The 20,588-nt window shown below is 65.9% G+C and carries 20 protein-coding genes; 11 read left to right on the plus strand and 9 right to left on the minus strand.

What is annotated here, in order from left to right:
• A partial coding sequence (locus HMPREF0298_RS02450; protein WP_006839507.1) for a WhiB family transcriptional regulator occupies window positions 1-317 on the minus strand: 317 nt, incomplete at its 3' end.
• Window positions 318-651: 334 nt separating this feature from the next.
• Here HMPREF0298_RS02450 and HMPREF0298_RS02455 point away from each other — a divergent pair.
• On the plus strand, window positions 652-1,230 hold the full coding sequence (locus tag HMPREF0298_RS02455; RefSeq protein ID WP_006839508.1) for a sigma-70 family RNA polymerase sigma factor: 579 nt from the start codon (window positions 652-654) through the stop codon (window positions 1,228-1,230).
• Window positions 1,220-1,966, plus strand: a complete 747-nt coding sequence (locus tag HMPREF0298_RS02460) for a hypothetical protein (protein ID WP_006839509.1) — start codon at window positions 1,220-1,222, stop codon at window positions 1,964-1,966. Before HMPREF0298_RS02455 ends, HMPREF0298_RS02460 begins: the two co-directional genes overlap by 11 nt.
• Here the strand turns inward: HMPREF0298_RS02460 and HMPREF0298_RS02465 are convergent.
• Entirely contained in the window at window positions 1,963-2,319 is a 357-nt protein-coding gene (locus HMPREF0298_RS02465) for a DUF5319 domain-containing protein (protein ID WP_083789498.1), read from the minus strand. The genes HMPREF0298_RS02460 and HMPREF0298_RS02465 overlap by 4 nt on opposite strands.
• A gap of 160 nt (window positions 2,320-2,479) precedes the next feature.
• Here HMPREF0298_RS02465 and guaB point away from each other — a divergent pair, with 160 nt between their 5' ends.
• From guaB to guaA, 3 genes are read left to right on the plus strand one after another with little or no spacing between them, the layout of a single operon-like run.
• Window positions 2,480-4,003 (plus strand): IMP dehydrogenase, encoded by a 1,524-nt coding sequence (gene guaB / locus HMPREF0298_RS02470; protein WP_040422192.1) that lies wholly within the window; start codon window positions 2,480-2,482, stop codon window positions 4,001-4,003.
• Between the two features lie 52 nt (window positions 4,004-4,055).
• Window positions 4,056-5,222: a GuaB3 family IMP dehydrogenase-related protein gene (locus HMPREF0298_RS02475; protein WP_006839512.1), complete on the plus strand. Its 1,167-nt coding sequence runs from the start codon at window positions 4,056-4,058 to the stop codon at window positions 5,220-5,222.
• Window positions 5,223-5,271: 49 nt separating this feature from the next.
• Complete coding sequence (guaA, locus tag HMPREF0298_RS02480) at window positions 5,272-6,825, plus strand: glutamine-hydrolyzing GMP synthase (protein WP_006839513.1); 1,554 nt, start codon at window positions 5,272-5,274, stop codon at window positions 6,823-6,825.
• A 3-nt stretch (window positions 6,826-6,828) separates the two neighbouring features.
• Here the strand turns inward: guaA and HMPREF0298_RS02485 are convergent, their stop codons facing one another.
• The gene (locus HMPREF0298_RS02485; protein WP_006839514.1) at window positions 6,829-7,893 is read right to left on the minus strand and encodes a PspC domain-containing protein; all 1,065 of its coding nucleotides are present in this window, start codon (window positions 7,891-7,893) and stop codon (window positions 6,829-6,831) included.
• 112 nt (window positions 7,894-8,005) lie between these two features.
• Here HMPREF0298_RS02485 and HMPREF0298_RS02490 point away from each other — a divergent pair, with 112 nt between their 5' ends.
• Window positions 8,006-9,193 (plus strand): ATP-binding protein, encoded by a 1,188-nt coding sequence (locus HMPREF0298_RS02490; protein ID WP_006839515.1) that lies wholly within the window; start codon window positions 8,006-8,008, stop codon window positions 9,191-9,193.
• Here the strand turns inward: HMPREF0298_RS02490 and HMPREF0298_RS02495 are convergent.
• Complete coding sequence (locus HMPREF0298_RS02495) at window positions 9,182-10,282, minus strand: oxidoreductase (protein WP_006839516.1); 1,101 nt, start codon at window positions 10,280-10,282, stop codon at window positions 9,182-9,184. The genes HMPREF0298_RS02490 and HMPREF0298_RS02495 overlap by 12 nt on opposite strands.
• Window positions 10,283-10,369: 87 nt before the next feature.
• Here HMPREF0298_RS02495 and HMPREF0298_RS02500 point away from each other — a divergent pair, with 87 nt between their 5' ends.
• The 3 genes from HMPREF0298_RS02500 to HMPREF0298_RS02510 all read left to right on the plus strand — a co-directional run bounded on the left by HMPREF0298_RS02500 (window position 10,370) and on the right by HMPREF0298_RS02510 (window position 13,327).
• Window positions 10,370-11,017, plus strand: coding sequence for a LuxR C-terminal-related transcriptional regulator (locus tag HMPREF0298_RS02500; protein ID WP_006839517.1), 648 nt, complete (start codon window positions 10,370-10,372; stop codon window positions 11,015-11,017).
• 74 nt (window positions 11,018-11,091) lie between these two features.
• Window positions 11,092-11,781 carry a hypothetical protein gene (locus tag HMPREF0298_RS02505; RefSeq protein ID WP_245527429.1) on the plus strand — a complete coding sequence of 230 codons (690 nt, stop codon included), beginning with the start codon at window positions 11,092-11,094 and terminating at the stop codon, window positions 11,779-11,781.
• Window position 11,782: 1 nt separating this feature from the next.
• Entirely contained in the window at window positions 11,783-13,327 is a 1,545-nt protein-coding gene (locus HMPREF0298_RS02510) for a Y-family DNA polymerase (protein WP_006839519.1), read from the plus strand.
• On the opposite strand, the gene HMPREF0298_RS02515 is transcribed toward HMPREF0298_RS02510, so the two are convergent.
• A complete protein-coding gene (locus HMPREF0298_RS02515; protein WP_169304950.1) occupies window positions 13,324-13,806 on the minus strand; it encodes an AMIN-like domain-containing (lipo)protein in 483 nt (160 codons plus the stop codon). The two genes, HMPREF0298_RS02510 and HMPREF0298_RS02515, sit on opposite strands and share 4 nt — an antisense overlap.
• Window positions 13,807-14,039: 233 nt before the next feature.
• Here HMPREF0298_RS02515 and HMPREF0298_RS02520 point away from each other — a divergent pair, with 233 nt between their 5' ends.
• Window positions 14,040-14,960, plus strand: a complete 921-nt coding sequence (locus tag HMPREF0298_RS02520; RefSeq protein ID WP_006839521.1) for a ferredoxin family protein — start codon at window positions 14,040-14,042, stop codon at window positions 14,958-14,960.
• Here the strand turns inward: HMPREF0298_RS02520 and HMPREF0298_RS02525 are convergent.
• Genes HMPREF0298_RS02525 through HMPREF0298_RS02540 form a run of 4 tightly spaced genes read right to left on the minus strand, consistent with a single transcriptional unit; the run spans window position 14,947 to window position 18,482 of the window.
• Window positions 14,947-15,627 carry a methionine ABC transporter permease gene (locus HMPREF0298_RS02525; protein WP_006839522.1) on the minus strand — a complete coding sequence of 227 codons (681 nt, stop codon included), beginning with the start codon at window positions 15,625-15,627 and terminating at the stop codon, window positions 14,947-14,949. The two genes, HMPREF0298_RS02520 and HMPREF0298_RS02525, sit on opposite strands and share 14 nt — an antisense overlap.
• Window positions 15,624-16,652 carry a methionine ABC transporter ATP-binding protein gene (locus tag HMPREF0298_RS02530; RefSeq protein WP_006839523.1) on the minus strand — a complete coding sequence of 343 codons (1,029 nt, stop codon included), beginning with the start codon at window positions 16,650-16,652 and terminating at the stop codon, window positions 15,624-15,626. The genes HMPREF0298_RS02525 and HMPREF0298_RS02530 overlap by 4 nt, the downstream gene beginning before the upstream one ends.
• Window positions 16,652-17,557, minus strand: coding sequence for a MetQ/NlpA family ABC transporter substrate-binding protein (locus tag HMPREF0298_RS02535; protein WP_006839524.1), 906 nt, complete (start codon window positions 17,555-17,557; stop codon window positions 16,652-16,654). The genes HMPREF0298_RS02530 and HMPREF0298_RS02535 overlap by 1 nt, the downstream gene beginning before the upstream one ends.
• 28 nt (window positions 17,558-17,585) lie before the next feature.
• Window positions 17,586-18,482, minus strand: a complete 897-nt coding sequence (locus HMPREF0298_RS02540; RefSeq protein WP_040422194.1) for a MetQ/NlpA family ABC transporter substrate-binding protein — start codon at window positions 18,480-18,482, stop codon at window positions 17,586-17,588.
• A gap of 404 nt (window positions 18,483-18,886) precedes the next feature.
• Here HMPREF0298_RS02540 and HMPREF0298_RS02545 point away from each other — a divergent pair, with 404 nt between their 5' ends.
• Entirely contained in the window at window positions 18,887-20,542 is a 1,656-nt protein-coding gene (locus HMPREF0298_RS02545; RefSeq protein ID WP_050758254.1) for a purine-cytosine permease family protein, read from the plus strand.
• Window positions 20,543-20,588 lie beyond the last annotated feature (46 nt).

Below are 20,588 nucleotides of genomic sequence, written 5' to 3' on the forward strand. Positions count from 1 at the left end.
TATTTCGCGGAGACCGCGGCGACCTTCAGCCCGCCGCGCGAAGAGCCGCCGCGCAGGATGGCCTGGCGCTCCGACTCGCTCATGCCGCCCCAGATACCGTAGGGCTCAGCAACCTGCAGCGCGTGGTCGCGGCACTGCGACAGGACCGGGCAGTTGTAGCAGATGGCCTTGGCGCGGTTCTCGCGCTGCGTGCGGGCGCGTCCCCGCTCACCGTCCGGATGGTAGAACACCTCTGATGCCTCGCCGCGGCAGGCGCCGTGGAGCTGCCAATCCCAAAAGTCTGCGTTCGGTCCGGGAAGCTGCTGAGGCTGAGACATGTACGTAAGGCTCCTTTATCCGCGGCGCTGAGTGAACGGGCATTCGCACAGCGTGTTCCGTTGTTTAGCTGTTGTGTAGCTACGGTGTGTGCACCACGGAAGAAGTTAAGTACGTCATGGTTAACTAAGAGTTTCGCGTGGGTTACGCTGAGCTTGAAAGGCGGAAAAGCCCGCGAAAATATTGGCAGCAAGCTGGGAGTTTGGTGAAGGTTAAAGCTCGGTGAATTCTTGACGATGGTCCCCGTTAGGGGCGATTTCCCATCACAGTTGGGTCGAGCTGGGTACTACAGCGTAAGATGTGCGCCAACTGTGAACGGGTGCGGAAGGGAGTGCAGTGGCCGCGACGGAGGTAGACAGCCAGCTCGCGGATTTGGTTCCGCTGGCTGCAGCAGGCGACCGCCGCGCCCTGCAAGATGTGGTGCGGATCATCCACCCCCTCGTGCTGCGCTACGCCCGCGCCCGCCTGGGCGGTGGCCGCATGCCCACACCCGAGGACGTGGCGCAGGAAATTTGCCTCGCGGTAGCGACCTCGATTGAGAAGTACGTCGATCGCGGCAAGCCATTCATGGCGTTCGTCTACGGGATCGCATTCAACAAGGTGGCCGACGCGCACCGCAGCTTGGCGCGAGACAAGCTCACCCCGACGGAACAGGTTCCGGACGAGGAGATTTCCGGCGAGACCCCGGAGGAGTTCATGTTGGTCAGCGACGGCAGTAACAGAGTGCGCGAACTTCTCGATTTACTGAGTGACAAGGCTAGAGACATCATCATCCTGCGCGTATTCGTCGGGCTGTCTGCTGAGGAAACGGCAGAGGCAGTCGGCGGAACGGCAGGCGCTGTACGAGTGGCGCAGCACCGCGCCCTGGCCACCCTGAGAAAAGCTATCCAAGAAGGAGGGAGCCATGATGCGTGACTCTGACGGCAATGGGCACGATAGCACGTCGCACCTGCAGCCGCTTGTCGACGACGACGCGTTCCTCACCGCGCTCTCCCACGGCGAAGACCCGTCCGGTGGCCGCGACCCGCTCGCCGCGTTGCTGCTTGAGCTGCGCGAAGACGCGTACCGGCAGATGCCCGCGGCTCCCGCTGTCCAGGGCTCTGGCCACCGGAGGCGTCCGCACCCGCTGGTGGCGGGTCTGATCGGCGCAGCCGCGGCGACCGCCATCGTGGCTGGCTCCGGCGCAGCACTGTACAACGCGACACCCGGTTCGCCGCTGTGGGGCGCGTCGACCGCCGTTTTCGGTGATCGCACCTCCGTCGTTGAACTGGCGAGCACGCTCGATGAGCTCGAGGTCGCCAGCGAGAAAGGCGACGCCGAGAGCACGCGCAACCTGCTCAACCAGGCACGCGCGCTGGTCGGCGCCCTGGGGACCCGCGTGGACCCGGCCGAGCGTGCGCCAGCACAGGCGGTTCCGGGAAGCAGTGTCCAGGTCACGGTGACCGAGACGGTGCATCCTGAGGTGCCTGCCCCGGCCCAGCCGCCCGAAAGCGTTCCGCCCGCTACCGAACCGGCTGCGACCGTCACCCAGACGGTAACGGTGACGAAGACCGTCACCGAGCCCGCGCCACTGGTCACGGCAACGACGCCTGCAAGTGAGCCGACGGCGCCCGAGTTGTCTTCGACGACGGCCGAGGCAGCGCTGCCTTAACGCGCGTCGAGGCCGTCGAGATAGCCCAGGGCGTAGTCCCAGGGAACGTACGATTCGACGTTGGGCTGCGCGCTCGGCTCGTGGACCGGGGGCAGCTCGCCGCTGAGCGTGGCGAGCATGTTCTGCTCCATGATTTCCCAGTCGTAGTAGTGCATCTCCTCGCAATCCTCGCACAGGAAATAGATGCCCAAGATACCGCGCGGGCGCAGGACATCCTTGAACTCGCGGACCTGGGCGAGGTCGCGGATGACGTGGATGCGCTCGTCGTCGGTGAGTGGTTCGACGACCTCGTCGTCCTCGATGAAGGATGCCGGATCGTTCGGGTCATCCTTGAACGGGTCGAGGGGCATCATATCGTCGTAGTTCACACTGCCTAACCCTAATTGGCTGGCCCGACACGGGGCAATTCCGGCGTCGCTAAGCTGCGCGTGTGTTCCTTTGGGCGTCGCGATATATCATGACGTAAGCAACCGGGACGATTATCGGCTTAATTCATAGAGGGAGATGCGGTTTATGGCAACCGAGCGAGTACTCACTGGCGGAGACGACCCGAACAAGGTGGCGCTGCGAGGCCTGACCTTCGACGACGTGTTGCTGCTTCCGGCCGAATCCCACATTGTTCCCTCCGAGGTGTCGACGGCAACGCAGTTCACGCGCAACATCCGGCTCGGCATTCCGATCGCGTCGGCCGCGATGGACACCGTGACCGAGTCGCGGATGGCGATTGCAATGGCACGGCAGGGTGGCATCGGCGTGCTGCACCGCAACCTGAGCGCGCAGGACCAGGCCGAGCACGTCGACATCGTGAAGCGCTCCGAGTCCGGGATGATTTCCGATCCCGTCACCGCCTCCCCCGAGATGACGCTGCACGACGTCGACGCGCTGTGCGCCCGGTTCCGTATTTCCGGCCTGCCCGTCGTCGACGACTCGGGCACACTCGTGGGCATCATCACCAACCGCGACATGCGCTTCGAGGCCGACTTCGACCGCTCGGTGTCAGAGGTCATGACGGCGATGCCGCTCGTCGTGGCGCGCGACGGCGTGTCCAAGGAGGAGGCGCTGGCGCTTCTGTCGGCCAACAAGGTGGAAAAGCTGCCGATCGTTGACGAGGCAGGGGTGCTGACCGGCCTAATCACCGTGAAGGATTTCGTGAAGTCTGAGCAGTACCCCAACGCATCCAAGGACAGCCAGGGCCGGCTTTTGGTGGCGGCCGGAATCGGCACCGGCGAGGATTCCTACGACCGCGCGGGCCGCCTCGTCGAGGCGGGAGTCGACGCGCTCGTCGTCGACTCCGCGCACGCGCACAACAATCGGGTGCTCGAGATGGTCGCGCGTGTGAAGAAGGACTTCGGCGACCGCGTGGATGTGATCGGCGGCAACCTCGCCACCCGCAGCGCGGCACAGGCCATGATCGATGCCGGGGCCGACGCCATCAAGGTCGGTATCGGCCCGGGCTCGATTTGCACCACCCGCGTCGTCGCGGGCGTGGGTGCCCCGCAGATCACGGCGATTCTCGAGGCATCGGTGCCGGCGCTCAAGGCCGGGGTGCCGGTGATCGCCGATGGCGGCATGCAGCATTCCGGCGACGTCGCCAAGGCGCTGGCGGCGGGTGCGTCCACGGTGATGCTGGGCTCGATGCTCGCGGGCACGAAGGAGGCCCCGGGCGACATCATTGTCGTCGGCGGCAAGCAGTACAAGCGCTACCGCGGCATGGGTTCGATGGGTGCGATGCAGGGCCGCGGGCTGTCGGGGGAGAAGCGTTCCTTCTCCAAGGACCGCTACTTCCAGGCGGACGTGGCCAGCGAGGATAAGCTCGTGCCGGAAGGCATCGAGGGGCGCGTGCCTTACCGCGGCGAGCTCGACTCGATTACGCACCAGATCGTCGGCGGCCTGCGTGCGGCGATGGGCTACACCGGTTCGTCGTCGGTCGAGGAGTTGCAGACCAAACAGTTTGTGCAGATCACCACTGCCGGCCTGCGCGAGTCCCACCCGCACGACATCACGCAGACCGTCGAGGCCCCGAACTACCGCGGCTAAGCATCCGCTTATCGACGACCGACCCTGACACAACAGGAGAAAGCGAGCGCACATGCGCGACTACGTGGAGATCGGAATCGGGCGCGAGGCCCGCAAGGCATACCGACTAGGCGACATCTCTTTGGTGCCCTCGCGCCGCACGAGGTCCTCCTCGGACGTGGACACGAGCTGGCACATCGACGCCTACACCTTCGACGTGCCGCTTGTCTCCCACCCCACGGATGCGCTGGCGAGCCCCGATTTCGTCATCGAGATGGGCAAGCGCGGCGGGCTGGGCGTGCTCAACGCAGAGGGGATCCTGGCGCGCCACGCTTCGTTCGAGGACGCCGTCTCCCGCGTGGTGGAAGCGGGTATGGATCGAGATGCGGTGAACCAGAATCTTTCCGTCTCGGAGTTTCGCCGCGTGGGCCGCGACAGCACGGCTTCGCTGCAGGCGTTGCACGCCGCACCACTGGACCACGACCTGCTTACCGAGCGCATCGCCCAGGTACGCGACGCGGGGGTGACCGTTGCCGTGCGAGTCTCGCCGCAAAACGCCCGCGAGCTCGCGCCGGTGGTGATCAAAGCCGGGGCCGAGATTCTCTTTATCCAGGGCACGGTGATCTCCGCGGAGTACGTCAAGCGGGGCGGCGAGCCGCTGGACCTGAAAGAGTTCATCGGTAGCCTCGAGGTGCCCGTCATCGCGGGCGCAGTGTACGACTACACAACCGCCACGCACTTGATGCGCGCTGGCGCGGCGGGCATCATCGTCGGCTCCGGCGCGGTGTCGAGCTACCCCTCGGTCGGTGTGGGCGTGCCCATGGCCACCGCCATCGCCGATGTCGCGGCGGCACGGCGGGAGTACCTCGACGAGACAGGCGGACGCTACGTGCACGTCATCGCCGACGGGGAGATCCAAAACAGCGGCGACATCGCCGCAGCGATCGCCTGCGGCGCTGACGCCGTCATGCTCGGCCTTCCACTCGCGCAGGCGACGGAAGCAGGGGGCCAGGGCTATTACTGGGAATCGGCCGCCGCGCACCCGCGTTACCCGCGCGGCTCGGTCGAGCCGTACGACCTTTTCGGCGAGCGCATCCCGCTCGAGCAGGTGCTCAATGGCCCGGCCGCCGAAGCCCACGGTGCGACCAACCTGGTCGGTGGATTGCGCCGCATCATGGCCAAGTGCGGGTACACCGACATCAAATCGTTCCAGAAGGTCGGGCTGACCGTCTCGCGCTAGCGCTGCCGGAGTATTTCCGCGCGCGGGGGGTCGGCTAGTATCTGCAGTTGTGACTACAGCCCAGCAGCGCCCCGTCCTTGTTGTCGATTTCGGTGCCCAGTACGCGCAGCTCATCGCTCGCCGCGTGCGTGAAGCCCGTGTGTACTCGGAAGTCGTCCCCTCCACGGTGACAGCCGCTGAGGTGCGAGAGAAAAACCCCGCGGCACTCGTGCTTTCCGGTGGCCCATCTTCCGTCTACGAGGAAGGTGCGCCGCAGCTGGACCCGGAGATCTTCGAGCTGGGGTTGCCCATCTTCGGCATCTGCTACGGCTTCCAGATGATGACCCAGGCGCTCGGCGGCAAGGTAGAAAAGACCGGCGCCCGCGAGTACGGGCGGACGACGATGCTGAGCACCGACGGCGTGCTCCACGGTGGTCTTCCCACCGAGCACCCGGTGTGGATGAGCCACGGTGACTCCGTTACCCAGGCCCCGGAGGGGTTCGTGGTGTCCGCGTCGACGGCGGGTGCTCCCGTGGCGGCGTTTGAGAACATCGAGAAGCGATTTGCGGGTGTTCAGTACCATCCGGAGGTCATGCACTCACCGCACGGGCAGCAGGTGTTGACGCGCTTTTTGACCGACATCGCGGGGTTGGAGCAGTCGTGGACCGCGTCCAACATTGCCGAGCAGCTCATCGAGCAGGTCAAACAGCAGGTCGGCGACGGGCACGCGATCTGCGGACTGTCCGGTGGCGTTGATTCGGCCGTGGCGGCGGCCCTCGTTCAGCGCGCCATCGGCGATCGCCTGACCTGTGTCTTCGTCGACCACGGCCTGCTGCGCCAGGGCGAGCGCGAACAGGTGGAGCAGGACTTCGTTGCCGCCACCGGCGCGAAGCTGGTCACCGTCGACGAGCGAGAGGCGTTCTTGGACAAGCTCGCCGGTGTGACAGAGCCGGAGGCGAAGCGCAAGGTCATTGGCGCGGAGTTCATCCGCTCCTTCGAGCGTGCCGTGAGTTCAGTGCTGTCGGACCACACCGTGGATTACCTGGTCCAGGGCACGCTGTACCCGGACGTTGTTGAATCCGGCGGGGGAACGGGCACCGCGAACATCAAGAGCCACCACAACGTCGGCGGGTTGCCGGACGACGTCGAGTTCAAGCTCGTCGAACCGCTGCGGTTGCTGTTCAAGGACGAGGTCCGCGCCGTCGGCCGCGAGCTGGGCCTGCCCGAGGTGATCGTCAACCGCCAGCCCTTCCCGGGCCCGGGCCTCGGCATCAGGATCATCGGCGAGGTCACCGAGCAGCGCCTCGAGACTCTGCGCCAAGCCGACGCGATCGCGCGCGAGGAGCTCACCCGCGCGGGCCTGGACAGCCAGATCTGGCAGTGCCCGGTGGTGCTGCTTGCCGACGTCCGCTCCGTCGGTGTCCAGGGCGACGGACGCACCTACGGCCACCCGATCGTTTTGCGCCCGGTCGCCTCGGAAGACGCGATGACGGCGGATTGGGTGCGCGTGCCGTATGAGGTGCTCGAGACCATCTCCACTCGCATTACCAACGAGGTCTCTGAGGTCAACCGCGTGGTTGTGGACATCACGTCGAAGCCGCCGGGGACCATCGAGTGGGAGTAGCCCCTACGCCGCGCGAACCTCAATGTCACCGATACCAACGGTGACGTTGAGCTGCAGCACACCGCCGTCGGCGTCCTCGTTGAGTGTGTCTGGGCAGTTGTGGGTTCCGATACCTTCCCCGCACGCGAACTCCACGCGGGTGTCCCGAGGAGGGATGATCGTGAGGGTGCCCACTCCGTGCTGGACGTCGACTTCGCGGTCGTCGTCAAGCGGCTTCAGGCCAGACAGGTCGAGCGTCGCATCGCCGATGCCCGAGCTGTAGGAGGACGCGAGGTCGTCGGTTGCGGTGATAGTGGTGTCCACCGGCACCTCGGATTTGTAGATGATGTATCCGCCGGCTGTGCTGACCAGGACAATCGCCGTGAACAACGCGATGCCTAGGCCGACGAGCCACCCCACCCACCGGTTACGCTTGGGCGCTTGCGTGACGACGGGCTCCGTTGGCGGTTCCGGCAGGTGCCAGAGCTCGGGGGCAACGCCGAGGGGATCCCACTGCGGCGGGGTGGTGCGACCCACGGTGGGGTGCGGGTAGCCGGCGGGGGTTGTGAGGTGGGAGGTGTCAACCTGCGGCCCAGCGGTGGTGGCGCTGGTGGAGACGCTTAGCCCCGCCGGCGGTGCGGGATGCGCGCGGTGCAGCAGGTAAAACGCCCCGGTGGCGATAAGGAGGGTGATCACGGACGCGGTGGCGAGGCCGCCCGTGCCGATCGTGATGGAGGGCAGGAAGATGATCAGGCCGACAAGCAGTGCCCAGCCGGTGTCGCGGTCCTTCTTTTCCAGCGCGCTGAGCTGGACTTTAGGGGTGTTGATGGCGCGCCATGGCGAGGTGGTCATGCCGTAGCGGGGCATGTTCATCCACAGCAGGAGGTAGACGAAGATGCCGCCGCCGAAGGTCAGGGTCAGGCCGACGAAGGCGAGGCGGACGATGATGGGGTCGATTTGGTAGCGGGCTCCGATGCCCTCGCACACACCGGCGACCAGGGCGTTGCCGCCCTGGCTTTTGGGAATGCGTACGGGGCGGGTGTACCACATGTCTTTGATCGTTGTCTCGATGCTGGTGTTGGTGTCCATGACTTAAGGATCGCGCGTGAGGGCCTCGAAGCGCTATCGGGAAGCGCCCTGATTTCGCGGTTCAGGGTTATCCCTGATTTGCCTGAGAAGTTTAAGTGCAACAATCGGGGTCATGACTTCTACCACCGCGTATACCCCTGCCCCGGGGCGGCTGTACCCGCGTTTCGAGCGGCGCCGCTCCGGCCGCGTCGTTGCGGGAGCGGCGGCGGGGCTGGCCACGCACCTTGGGGTGCGGGTGCAGTGGGTGCGCATCGCGTTGGCCCTGTCGTGCTTCGCCAGCGGTTTGGGGCTGATCCTGTACGCGCTGCTGTGGGTGTTTACCCCGCTAGAAGCCACGAAGACACCCCCTGACGCCAATGCGACCGGCGATTGGCCGCGGGTGTCGTACGTGCTGATGGCGGCGGTCGGTTTGGCGGGGGCGGCCGTGTCGATCACGGTGGTCAGCGGCGCCGGTGGCGCGTTTTCCTTCATCTTGGGCGTCGTCGCCGTTGGTGCGGTGGTGGCGTGGCAGGCGTACGACCGGGGGATGTCGTCGGCAAGCAATGTCGTGGCGCTGGCGTTGGGCATCGTGCTGGTGATGGGCGGGGTGCTGGCGATCGCGCTGTCGGGCGAGACCGCGGGCACGGCCAACATCGTGGTCGCGGTCGTGGCCAGCATGTTCGGCGTGCTGCTGCTCGTCGTCCCGCTCATCGTGCGCCTGGCGTCTTCACTTGTGGAGGAGCGCCAAGCCAAGGCCGTGGCGGACCAACGCGCGGAAATCGCCTCGCGCCTTCACGATTCGGTGTTGCAGACGCTGGCGCTGATTCAAAAGCGGGCCAGCGACCCCGAGGAGGTCGCCAGGCTCGCGCGCGGCCAGGAGCGCGAGCTGCGCACATGGCTTTTCGACGCTGAGGACACGCGCAGCAAGCAATCGACCGCCACGGTGTTTGCCGCCCTGCGCAAAGCGGCAGGTGAGGTCGAGGACCTCCACTCGGTGGCGATCCGCCCGGTCACCGTCGGCGAGGACGTGGCCTTTAGCGAGGCGACCGAGCCGATCGTGCTCGCCGCGCGCGAGGCCATGGCCAACTCCGCCAAGCACGCTGGCGTGGGCACGCTCGACGTCTACGTGGAAAACCTCGCCGGCGAGCTCAGCGTGTTCGTGCGCGACCGGGGCTCGGGCTTCAATGTCGACGCCGTGCCGGAGCACCGCCACGGGGTGCGCGACTCCATCGTGGGACGCATGGAGCGCGCCGGGGGACGCGCGGTGGTCCGGTCGTCGGCAGGCGAGGGCACCGAGGTTGAGCTGACCTTAGGCGTCTAGCCCCGAAAGCGTGGGGTAGTCGTTGTAGCCGGTGTCGCCGCCGGTGTAGAACGTGGAATCATCCGGGGTGTTCTCCGCGGCGCCGGTCTTCCAGCGCTCGATCAGGTCCGGGTTGGCCAGAAGCGGGCGCGCCACCGCGGGCCCGTCCGCCCAGCCGTTTTCCACCATCGCCACGGCCTCCTCGCGCGAGCTGGTGCGCTTTTCCAAGATGGTCGTGTTGCCGAAGATGGTGCCGGCAAAACGGTCGCGCACAAGCTGCGCGCACGGGCCGGCCAGGTCGGGCTGCTCAAGCGAGATGTAGGCGAGGCCGGTGTCGGACAGGGCGTCGACAAGCACGGCGTAGGTTGCCAGCGTGTGCTCCTGGTCGGACTCGTCGACGCCCTGGATGCTCACGCCCGGGCAGATGCGGATGCCGAGCCGGTCCGCGCCGATCTCCGCGGCGACGGCTTGGGCAACCGAGATGGGGTACGCGGCGCGCTTGGCAGGGGTGCCGCCGTATTCGTCGTCGCGGACGTTGGAGTTCTTGCCCAAGAAGGTGTGCAGGAAGTAACCGTTCGCGGCGTGGAGCTCCACGCCGTCGAAGCCTGCAGCGATAGCGCGGCGGGCCGCGGCGACGAACTCGTCCCGGGCCTTGTCCAGCTGCTCGGAGGTGGCCGGCTCCGGTGTCTCGTAAGGCAGGTGGTTTCCCTCCGCGTCGTGGCTGTGGCCCTCGTGGGCGACGGCACTCGGTGCCTCGACGGGCAGACCGGTCACCTTCGAGTGGGTGTTCCAGCCGGCGTGCATGAGCTGGACCACGATGGTCCCGCCGGCGTCGTGGACGGCGTCGGTGATGTCGCGCCAAGCCGGGATGTGTGCGTCGTCGTAAAGCCCGGGCTGGGTGAATTGGACTCGGCCTGCCTGCGAGGGGGAGGTGCCGTCGGTGACAATCAGCCCGACGGAGGCGCGGTCGCGGAAGTAGCGCACCATGCGCGGGGTCGGCGTGCCGTCAGTGTCCGCGCGCAGGCGGCCCATCGGGGCCTGCATCACCCTATTGCGCAGCGTCAGCGCGCCGGCGGTGATCGGTTGCCAAAGGATATCGGTAGAGGGCATATGCTTATTCTCGATCAAAGAGATGCGGTATCGAAACGGCGTTGTTTCGAACGGGCCCCATGCTACGCTGCCCGGTAGATTGGGGCTATGAAAGTCTTCCTGGTTGATGACCACTCCGTCTTCCGCGCCGGCGTACGCGCCGAGCTCGCCTCCAGGTTCGACATCGCAGGGGAGGCGGGCACGGTCGCGGAGGCGGTCCGCGGCATTAACGCGCATGAGCCGGACGTCGTGCTTCTCGACGTCCACATGCCTGACGGCGGTGGGCTCGCCGTGATCAAGGGCGTGGCCGCGTCGACAAAGTTTTTGGCACTGTCCGTCTCGGACGCCGCCGAGGACGTCATCGCCCTGATCCGCGCCGGGGCCCGCGGGTACGTGACCAAAAACATCGCGGGCGACGAGCTCGCCGAGGCCATTGAGCGCGTCCACGGCGGTGACGCCTACTTTTCTCCACGGCTCGCCGGTTTCGTGCTCGACGCTTTCGCTTCGGGCGGGGTGGTCGAGGACCCGGAGGGAGAGCCGGTCAAGGTCGAGGGCCCGCTTGTCGACGCCCTTACCAGGCGCGAGCTGGAAGTTCTCCGCTTGCTCGCGCGCGGCTACACCTACAAGGAGATCGGCGCGCAGTTGTTCATTTCAGTAAAGACGGTGGAGACGCACGCGTCGAACATTTTGCGCAAGACGCAGACGTCGAACCGGCACCAGCTGACGCGCTGGGCGGCGGATCGTGCGTTGGATTAGCGCCCGCAAAATGTAGAAAATACGTTCGACCTCGGTTGTTGCCGGTGTCGTGGCGCCGGTGCATACTTAGTGGCGTGAGTGGAACACCTATTCGACTAGCTGCCGAGCCGCAGGCGCCTGAGCCCACCCGGGCCGAGCGCATCGCCGAGCTGCGCTCGCGCATGGCCGATATGGGGGCGCACGCGCCGCAGCGCGTCTTGCCGGATGTGGATGTGCTCGGCGTCGGGGACCAATTCCACCGCGTTTTGCCTGATGGTGGCCTGCCGCGCCGGGCTGTGACCCACGTCAGTGACACGCCCGCGCTGGTGGTGGAGATCATCGACCGCGTCACCGCCGAGGGCGGGTTCGCGGCCGTGGTGGGCTGGCCCGAGCTCTCCTACGCCGGCGTCGCCGCCTTAGAGCGGGTCATCGCGGTGCCCGAGCCGGGCATCGACCCGCTGGCGGTCGCCGGGGTGCTGGTCGAGGGCCTCGACGTGGTGGTGCTGCACACGCCCCAGCCGGTGAACTTGAGCCCGGTGCGCGCGAGGCCGCTGCTGGCGCGCGTGCGCAAGGGTAAAGCCGCGCTGCTCACGGTCAACGCCCGGGTCCCGTCGCCGGCGCTGAGCATCACCGGCAGCGTTGCCGGATTCCACGGCATCGGCCGGGGTGCCGGGCGCATTGTGGGCATGGACATGCGTGTCGAAGCCGCCGGGCGCCGCACCGCCTCCACGGTGATCACCCTGGGCCGGGCCCCGCGGCCCGCGGGCGTGAGGGCGGTGAGGTGAGATGCGGGTGGCCGCGATCTGGTTTCCGGACTGGCCCGTGCAGGCCGCGCGACTCGAAGCGGACGATGCGTTGCCCGAGCCGGTTGCGGTGGCGGCGCAGCACCGCATCAAGGTGTGCTCGCGCCAGGCGCGCTCCCGCGGGTTGCGCCGGGGGATGCTGCTGCGCCACGCGCAGGCGCTGGTCCCGGAACTGACGGTGGTCGAGGACAACCCCGACCGCGACGGGCGGATGTTCGCGACCCTGGCCGCGGGCTTCGATGATGTCGCCTCCTCCGTCGAGGTCGTGCGCCCGGGGCTGGTCGTGGTGGATCTCGCCGCCGCCGCGAGGTTCCACGGTGGCGAGGACATCGCGGCCGAAATGCTGATCGACGCCGCCGCGCGCCGCGGCATCGACGCCTTCGCCGGGGTGGCGGACGAGCTGGCCACGGCGATCGTCGCCACGCGTTCCTCCGCCGTTGTCCCGCCGGGTACGTCGGCGCAGTTCCTCGCGGTGCAACCCCTGCGCGTCCTGCTCGCCGAGGTGGCCCTGGCGGCTGATGTGGAAACCGTCAAGGCGCTCGGCCAGCTTGGATTGGCCACGCTGGGCGACATCGCCAACGTGCCCGCGACGGCGATGTCTACGCGCTTTGGTGCGCGTGGCACACACATCCACCGCATTGCCTGCGCGGCGCCGGACCGGCGTGTCGCCCCGGAGCTGCCCGTGGCGGACCTGGCGGTGGCGATTACCCCGGAGGACCCGATCGAGCGGGTTGACGCGGCGGCGTTCGCGGCCCGCGCCCTGGCGGCGAGCCTGCACGAGCGGCTCAAGGAGGCGGGGAAGGTGTGCCTGCGCCTGAAAGTCACCGCAGAGCTGGGGGACGGCGAGCGCGTTGAGCGCGTGTGGCGCACCAGGGAGGCCTTAAGCGAGTCTGCTACGGCAGACCGGGTGCGCTGGCAGCTCGACGGCTGGCTCACCGGTGGCGGCGCCGGGCAGATTACCTCGCTGATCCTTGAGCCGCTCGAGCTTGCGCAACCCGATGTCGTCGGCGAGCTGTGGGCGGACGGTACGACCACCGATGAGGCGCGCCGCGTGGTGGAGCGGGTGCAGTCGCAGCTGGGCATCGACGCCGTGGTCCAGCCCCGCTTCGTCGGTGGCCGTGGCGTGGCCGAGCGCATCGAGCTGGTGCCGTACGGCGAAAACACCAGCGGGCCGGGGGCGGGCCCGTGGCCGGGGGCGATCCCCCCGCCGCTGCCGGCGCGCCTCGGCGGGGGCATTGACCATCCCGCCTCCAAAGTGCTGCTGATCGATGCCGCCGCGAAACCGGTGGGAGTCACCGCAGAGGTGCTCCTGACGTCCGCTCCCTACGCGCTCGGGTGGGGTGATAAGCGCTACCTGGTTACCGGGTGGGCAGGTCCGTGGCCCGTGGACGAAGGGTGGTGGGCAGGTGTGGCCAACAAAGTCGCGCGACTGCAGGTGGTGGGCACGCGCGACAACGGCGGCGAGCCGTGCGGGTGGCTGCTTGTCTGGTCGCGGCAGCGCTGGCGGGTTGAGGCCGTGTACGGCTAGGAGGTGGAGATGTCGACGACGAGGCGCGTGGGGTCGTCGAGAAGCTGGACTGAGTAGGGCAGGGTAGAGCGCAAGCCGACGACGATCTGGGTCCGGCCCTCGTACGTGCCCGCATAGACGACATCGACCACGTTCGAGGAGCTGGCGGAGATGTCGATCGGTGTCATCGCGTCGAGGCCCGCCTCGGGGCGGCTGATCGTGCCGTCTATGTTGATGTTGAGGTAGGAACTGCCCGCAACCTTGATGGGTTTGCCGGCGGTTTCCTGCAACGGGGCGGATACGTAGTTGACAAACCACCCCGGCTCGCCGGTGCCCTCGAAGTCGACCACAAGCCGGTCGAAACCGCTGTGACTGTCAATCGTGATCGCCGATACCGCGAAGTGGGATGGCTCTGCGGGGCGCTGCGTTTTGGGGGACTTGTCCATCGCCGCAGGCGAGGCGTACGCCCCGTGCTGGGCAACTCCGACCTTCCCCGCCATTGTCTCCATCTCGGTACCTGTGGTTGGGGAATCGGGGGACACGGCGGCGCACGCGGTCACGGCAAACGCGGTCGCGCAGGCCACGACCGCACAACCTGCTCCACGCAAACGTCTAGCCACCAAAGACATATCAGTCACCGTAACCACTCGTCGCGTGAGAACGAAATCACGGCCACAGCTGAGATAAAAAGGTTACAAAACTGTTGCCTAATTCACCGAGTAAGGTGGGGGCCATGAGTCTGCGCGCCGACGACATCTTCTGCTCAGATGTGGAAGTGGAGCCTCTGCCAGGAACAGCAAAGCAGGGCGATGTTTACGTGCTGCTCGAATGGCCGGGCCCGTGGAGCCACGACGTCCTCGACGGCGACACGCTCGGGGTCGAGCTGTCCGCCAAGATCAAGGCGCACCTGAAGAAGTTCGGCGCCTCCCTGCAGCTCATTCGCCACCCCACGCGCGAGGGCAGGCGTATCGACGACCACCACCTGTACATCATCCACACCAGCATCGGGCTGACCGAGGTCAAGCACGTCGACGGGCCCGAGGCGATCTTGGATCTCGACCTGTCGGGGCCCGGCCGCAACCACGCGATGGCGCGGCTGGCCCCGCTGGTTCTGGTGTGCACACACGGCAGGCGGGACCGCTGCTGCGCGGTCAAAGGCCGCCCGCTGGTCAACGAACTGGACAAGCTCTACCCCTTCAACCGGGGCAGCGACGTGGTGTGGGAGACCTCCCACATCAAGGGCCACCGCTTCGCCGCCACGCTGCTGCTCATGCCGTGGGGCTACAGCTTCGGGCGGATGAACCTCGAGGCCACCGAGGCGATGATCGCCGACGCGATGCGCGGGCAGTACTTCGTGCCCGGCAACCGCGGCCGCGGCATTTTCTCGCCCGCGGCGCAGGCGGCGGAGGTCGGCGTCGCCGCACAGCTCGCGGCGGAGGGAACGCGCATCACCTACGGCCAGTTACAGGTTGTGGGCGAGGTGGTCGGCGAGGACGAGGCGCGCATAAAGCTAATCGACGCCTCCACGAACGCAACCTTCGATGTCACCATGCGCCGCAGCGCAGTATCCGGGGTTATCTCCTCCTGCGGCGATGAACCGAAGGAGGGCGTTGTGTGGGGCGTCGAAAAGATCGCGCGCTCTAGCGGCGCATGACTTTCTTGGACAGCCAGCTGCCCAAGAACTGGGCGAGTTGCACCATGATCACGATCACGATCACGGCCGCGAAGGTCACGGCGGGCTCGAACTGGTGGTAGCCGTAGACGATGGCGAAGTCGCCGAGGCCGCCGCCGCCGATGTAGCCCGCCATCGCCGACATGTCGATCACGGCGATAAAGATGAAGGTGTAGCCCAAAATCAGTGGGCCGAGCGCCTCGGGCAGGATCACGGTGCGGATGATGCGCCATGGGCCGGCACCCATGGAACGCGCCGCCTCGATCATGCCCGGGTCGATGGACACCAAGTTCTGTTCCACGATGCGCGCGACGGTAAACGTGGCCGCGACGCACATCACGAACGTCGCCGCCGAGCGGCCGATCGTCGTGCCCACCACCTGCAGCGTGATGGGGTAGAGCATCGCGATCATGATGATGAAGGGGATCGGCCGGAAAAAGTTCACGAGTACGTTGATCAACCAGTAGACCGCGCGGTTTTTCAGGATCCCGCCCGGGCGCGTGGTGTAGAGGAACACGCCGAGGATCAGGCCGAAGAAACCGCCGATGACCATGGTGATGGACACCATGAACAAGGTGTCGCCGATGGCCTCGAGAAAGGTCGGCCCGAGGCGTTCCCAGTCTGGTTGGGCGAGGATGGAAGTGTTCATCGGACAATCTCCTGGATGTCGGTGGTGCGCTGGATCGTTGCCAGAAACTGGCTGATTGCGGTGTCGTCGCCGTTAAGCCGCACCGTCATCTTTCCGAAGGAGTGGTTTTGCAGGGTGGTCACCCCGCCGTGGACCGGCTGGACGCTGACGCCTGCGGCGCGCGCGGCCTCCACGGCGCCGAAAAAGCCGGAGTTTTCGCTCAGGTCGACCGTGAACAGGCGGCCGGGCTCCGCGAGCAGCTCACGGGCCTCGATCTCGTCCGGCGTGTTGCGCAGCGAGGTGGACACGAAGCGCTGCGCGACCTGCGTGCGCGGCTGGGAGAACACTTCGTAGACCGAGCCGTACTCCACCACTTTGCCGTTTTCCATCACCGCGACCTTGTCAGCGATGGCGCGCACAACCTCCATCTCGTGTGTGATCACGACGATGGTGATGCCGAGCTCTTCGTTGACCCGGCGCAGCACGCTCAAAACCTCGCGGGTGGTTTCCGGGTCGAGGGCGGAGGTGGCTTCGTCGGCAAGCAGCAGCGACGGGTTGGTGGCCAGCGCCCGGGCGATGCCGACGCGCTGCTTCTGCCCGCCCGAGAGCTGCTCGGGGTAGTTCTTGCCGCGATCCGACAGGCCGACGAACTCGAGCAGCTCAGCTACTCGACGCTTGCGCTCGGCCGGTGGCATGCCGGCAAGCGTCAGCGGGTATTCGACGTTGCCGGCGGCGGTGCGCGAATTGAACAGGTTGAACTGCTGGAAAATCATCCCCACGCCGCGGCGAATGCTGCGCAGCTCGCGCTCCTTCATGCCGACGATGTTGGTGCCGTCGAGAAGCAGCTCGCCACCCGTGGGCATGTCCAGGCCGTTAATGAGGCGAACGAGCGTCGACTTACCGGCCCCCGAGTAACCAATTACGCCGAGGATTTCGCCGGGCTCGACGGTCAGCGTGACGCCGTCGACGGCGACCACCTCGCGCTTACCCGTGGTGAACACTTTGGAAACATCCCGGAACTCAACCCGGGTGCCGGTGGAAGCCACTACTTGTACTCCTCCGCGAGACGGTCGAGGATGTCGTTGAGCTCTTGCTTGTCGCGCTTGACCTGTACGGCAGTGCCGCCGGAATCCTGGTTGAGTGCCTCGGTGACCTCGTCGGAGTGCCAGACCTCGACGAGCTTTTCGAAGATCTCGTTGTCCACCTGGTCGGCCTTGACCGTGAACACGTTGATGTAGGGCTCGGCGAGCTCGGAGTTCGGGTCGTCGGCGGCAACCGCAGACGCTGGGTCGATGCCGGCGCGGGAGAGCCAGTTGTTGTTGATCACGGCCGGGCGGCCCTCGTTGTACGCCGACGGCGTCTGCGAGGCGTCGATGGCGACGACCGAGACCTTGGACGCGGCCTCGTCGATGTCGGCCGGGGTCGGGGTCAGCGTCGGCGCGCCGGGCTTCAGGGTGACCAGGTCAGCCTGGACGAGGACGTTGATCGCACGGCCCTGGTTCGACGGGTCGTTCGGAACGGCGACCTCTTCGCCCTCGATGCCGTCGAGGGAGTCGTGGTCCTTCCAGTACAACCCGAGGATGTTGATTTCGCCGGAGCCGATGATGCGCAGATCCTTGCCCGCCGAGGCGTTGTACTGCGCCTGGTAGTTGATGGTCTGGAACTTCGAGATCTCGATCTGGTCCTCGTCGAGCGCCGGGTTGACCGGCGGGTACTCCGAGAACCTGACGATGTCGAGCTTGATGCCCTCTTCCTCGGCCTTTTCCTCAAACGCGGTCCAAGCCTGCTGGTCGGCGTCGGTTGTGCCGATCTTCACGGTCACCGTGTCGTTGCCCTCGCCCGGAGCGTTCGTCCCGGAGACGGAGGAGCCGGATTCCGTCGAGCAGGCGACGAGACTGGTCGCGGCGATGGCGGATGCGGCGACAGTGGCGGCAAAACGGGAAAACTTCATGCGCTTAAATCCTCTTGTGCGTTATGGCTTAGTTCGATTCGAGGTTGGTCAAGATGTCGTTGAGCTCGGCCTTGTCGCGCTTGACCGGCACCGAAGTGCCCTTGGAGTCCTGGGCGACCGCCTCGGTGACCTTCGGGTCGTGCCAAATCTCGACGAGCTTGTTCAGCGTCTCGTTGTCAATGTCACCGCTGCGGGCTGCGAAGACGTTGATGTACGGCTCGGCCTCGGGGGAGTTCGGGTCGTCCTCGAAGACGGCCAGGCCCGGCTCAATGCCAGCGCGGTCGAGCCAGGTGTTGTTGATGATCGCCGGGCGCCCCTCGTTGTAGGCGGCCGGGGTCTGGGAGGCGTCGACAGGCACGACAGAAACCTTCGACGCGGCCTTGTCGATGTCAGCCGGGGTCGGGGCGAGCGGGTCTGCTACACCCTCGCTCAACGTGACCAGGTCCGCTTGGACGAGCACGTTGATGGCGCGGCCCTGGTTCGACGGGTCGTTCGGAATGGCGACCTCTTCACCCTCGATGCCGTCGAGGGAGTCGTGGTCCTTCCAGAACAGGGCCAGGGGCACGATCTCGGTGGAGCCGACGATGCGCAGGTCGTTGCCGGAGTTCTTGTTGTACTCGGCGAGGTACATGATGTGCTGGAATTTGTTCACGTCCAGCTCACCCTGGGCGAGCGCCTCATTGACTGGTGCGTAGTCCGAGAACTGCACGATGTCGAGGGTGATGCCCTGCTCCGCGGCTAAGTCGCTGAAGACGGACCACGCCTGCTGGTCGGCGTCCGTGGTGCCGATCTTGATCACGGTTTCACCGTTTTCCCCTGTGGTGCCGGGGGCGGCGGTGGTGGCCGAATCAGTGCCGCAGGCAACCAGGCTGGTTGCGGCGATGCCGGTGGCGGCCAGGGTGGCGAGCACTCGGTTGAGTCGCATGGGGTCTCCTTTAAGAAAAGCGAAGTATATCGGGAGAAAATCTACCATCCGGCATACCGCTTAGTCTATTTTCTTAATCGCGGTGAAGAGGAGTCGCGGCCTCGGCCGGGGTCTAGAGGGCCGGGGAAATACCCGGGCGCACGAGCGGAATCGGGGCCGGTAACAGGGGCCTGCCGCGTGTCACGCAGTGATCTTGTTCACATCGATCGCGTGGCGCGCGATGTGGGCTATCCCTTAAAAAACTGCCGTGAACAGGGAAATTGCCTGGATTGCTAGACGTCGGGTGACGCGCTTGACCAGGAAAAGGTTTCTATAGCCCTATTGAAACGGGTGTCGTGAATTGCTAGCCTGTCGACCGACAGTTAGAAAACTGTCGTGGGCCCTTACCGAAAGCGAGAACAGCAGTGAGCACAACAACTAAAGTGGGTGACACCGGGGCGCCGGTAACAAAACTCAACGACGACTTCCCACTTCGATTCGCGCCGCGGAGCTACCGGCGCTGGACCCCGGCAGCCGTGGCAGGCTCCGCGCTCGGCGGAATGGCCTACCTCGCGGACTTCTCCATCGGCGCAGGCATCGGCATCACTCACGGCACGACCAACGCGATAGGCGGCATCCTCATCGCGGCGGTACTGATCTTCGTCTCATCCTTCCCGCTCGCGGTCTATGCGGCGAAGTTCAACCTGGATCTTGACCTGATCACACGTGGCTCCGGCTTTGGCTACTACGGCTCCGTGGTGACCAACATCATCTTCGCCAGCTTCACGTTCATCTTCTTCGCCCTCGAAGGTGCGATCATGGCGCAGGGCTTGAGGCTGGGTCTCGGGGTGCCGTTGTGGCTCGGCTACCTGGTGTCCACGTTGATCATCTTCCCGCTGGTCATCTACGGCATGAAGCTTTTGTCCAAGCTCCAGACGTGGACGAACCCGCTGTGGCTGGTCATGATCGTGCTCCCGCTGATCATCCTCGTCGTTCAGGAACCGAGCACTGTCACCGAGTTTCTCAACTACACCGGTGAGGGCACCGGTGAAGCGAGCTTCGCCGCAATGATGCTCGCCGCCGGCGTCTGCCTCGCCCTGGTGGCGCAGATTGCGGAAAACATCGACTACATCCGCTTCATGCCACCGAAGACTCCGGAGAACTCTCGGTCGTGGTGGACCTCCGTGATCATGGCCGGCCCGGGTTGGGTGTTCTTCGGCGCGACCAAGCAGATCCTCGGTGTGTTCCTCGCCGTCTACGTCATGAGCCACCATGGCGCGTCGGCGGCTGAGGCTTCCGAGCCCGTGCGCCAGTTCTTCGCCCTCTATCAGGAAATGATGCCCGATTGGCTGGCAGTGACGCTCGCGGTGTTTTTGGTGGTGGTCTCTCAGATCAAGATCAACGTCACCAACGCGTACTCCGGATCGCTGGCTTGGACCAACTCCTACACCCGCATCACCAAGTCGTACCCGGGCCGCACATTCTTCGTGTTCTTCAACTTGGCCATCGCGTTGGCGTTGATGGAATTCAACATGTTCGGCATGCTCAACTTCGTGCTCGGCTTCTACTCCAACCTCGCTATCGCCTGGATCTTCACGGTCGCTGCGGACATCGCGATCAACAAGTCCCTGTTGAAGATCTCGCCCGAGTACCCCGAGTACCGCCGCGGCATGATCGCCAACTTCAACCCGGTGGGCCTCGGTTCACTCGGATTGTCCGCAATCGTCTCCGTTGCCATGTTCTTCGGTGCCTTCGGTGAGGCGGCCAGGCCCTACTCTGCGCTCGCCGCGGCACTGATCGCTGTGGTGTGCACCCCGCTGATCGCCGTGTTGACCAAGGGCAAGTACTACCGCCGCCGCACCCACGACGGCATCGACGCCCCGCTTTTCGACGCTCACTTTAACCCTTCCGATGAGCGCTTCACCTGCTGCGTCACAGGTGAGGAGGTTGAACGACCGGACGTGATCCGCTCTGCAACGGATCACCCGGACGGGTCGCCGCGCTACATTTCCTCCCTGGCGCTGACCATGGACAAGACCGGTGAGCACGTTTTGCCGGAGGATCTGGGCCCGCGACAGTAGCTCAGGTGCTGGTAAGGGCCTCGGCGATGAATCGCCGGGGCCCTTT

This window comes from Corynebacterium lipophiloflavum DSM 44291, assembly GCF_000159635.1.
Taxonomy (GTDB): domain Bacteria; phylum Actinomycetota; class Actinomycetes; order Mycobacteriales; family Mycobacteriaceae; genus Corynebacterium; species Corynebacterium lipophiloflavum.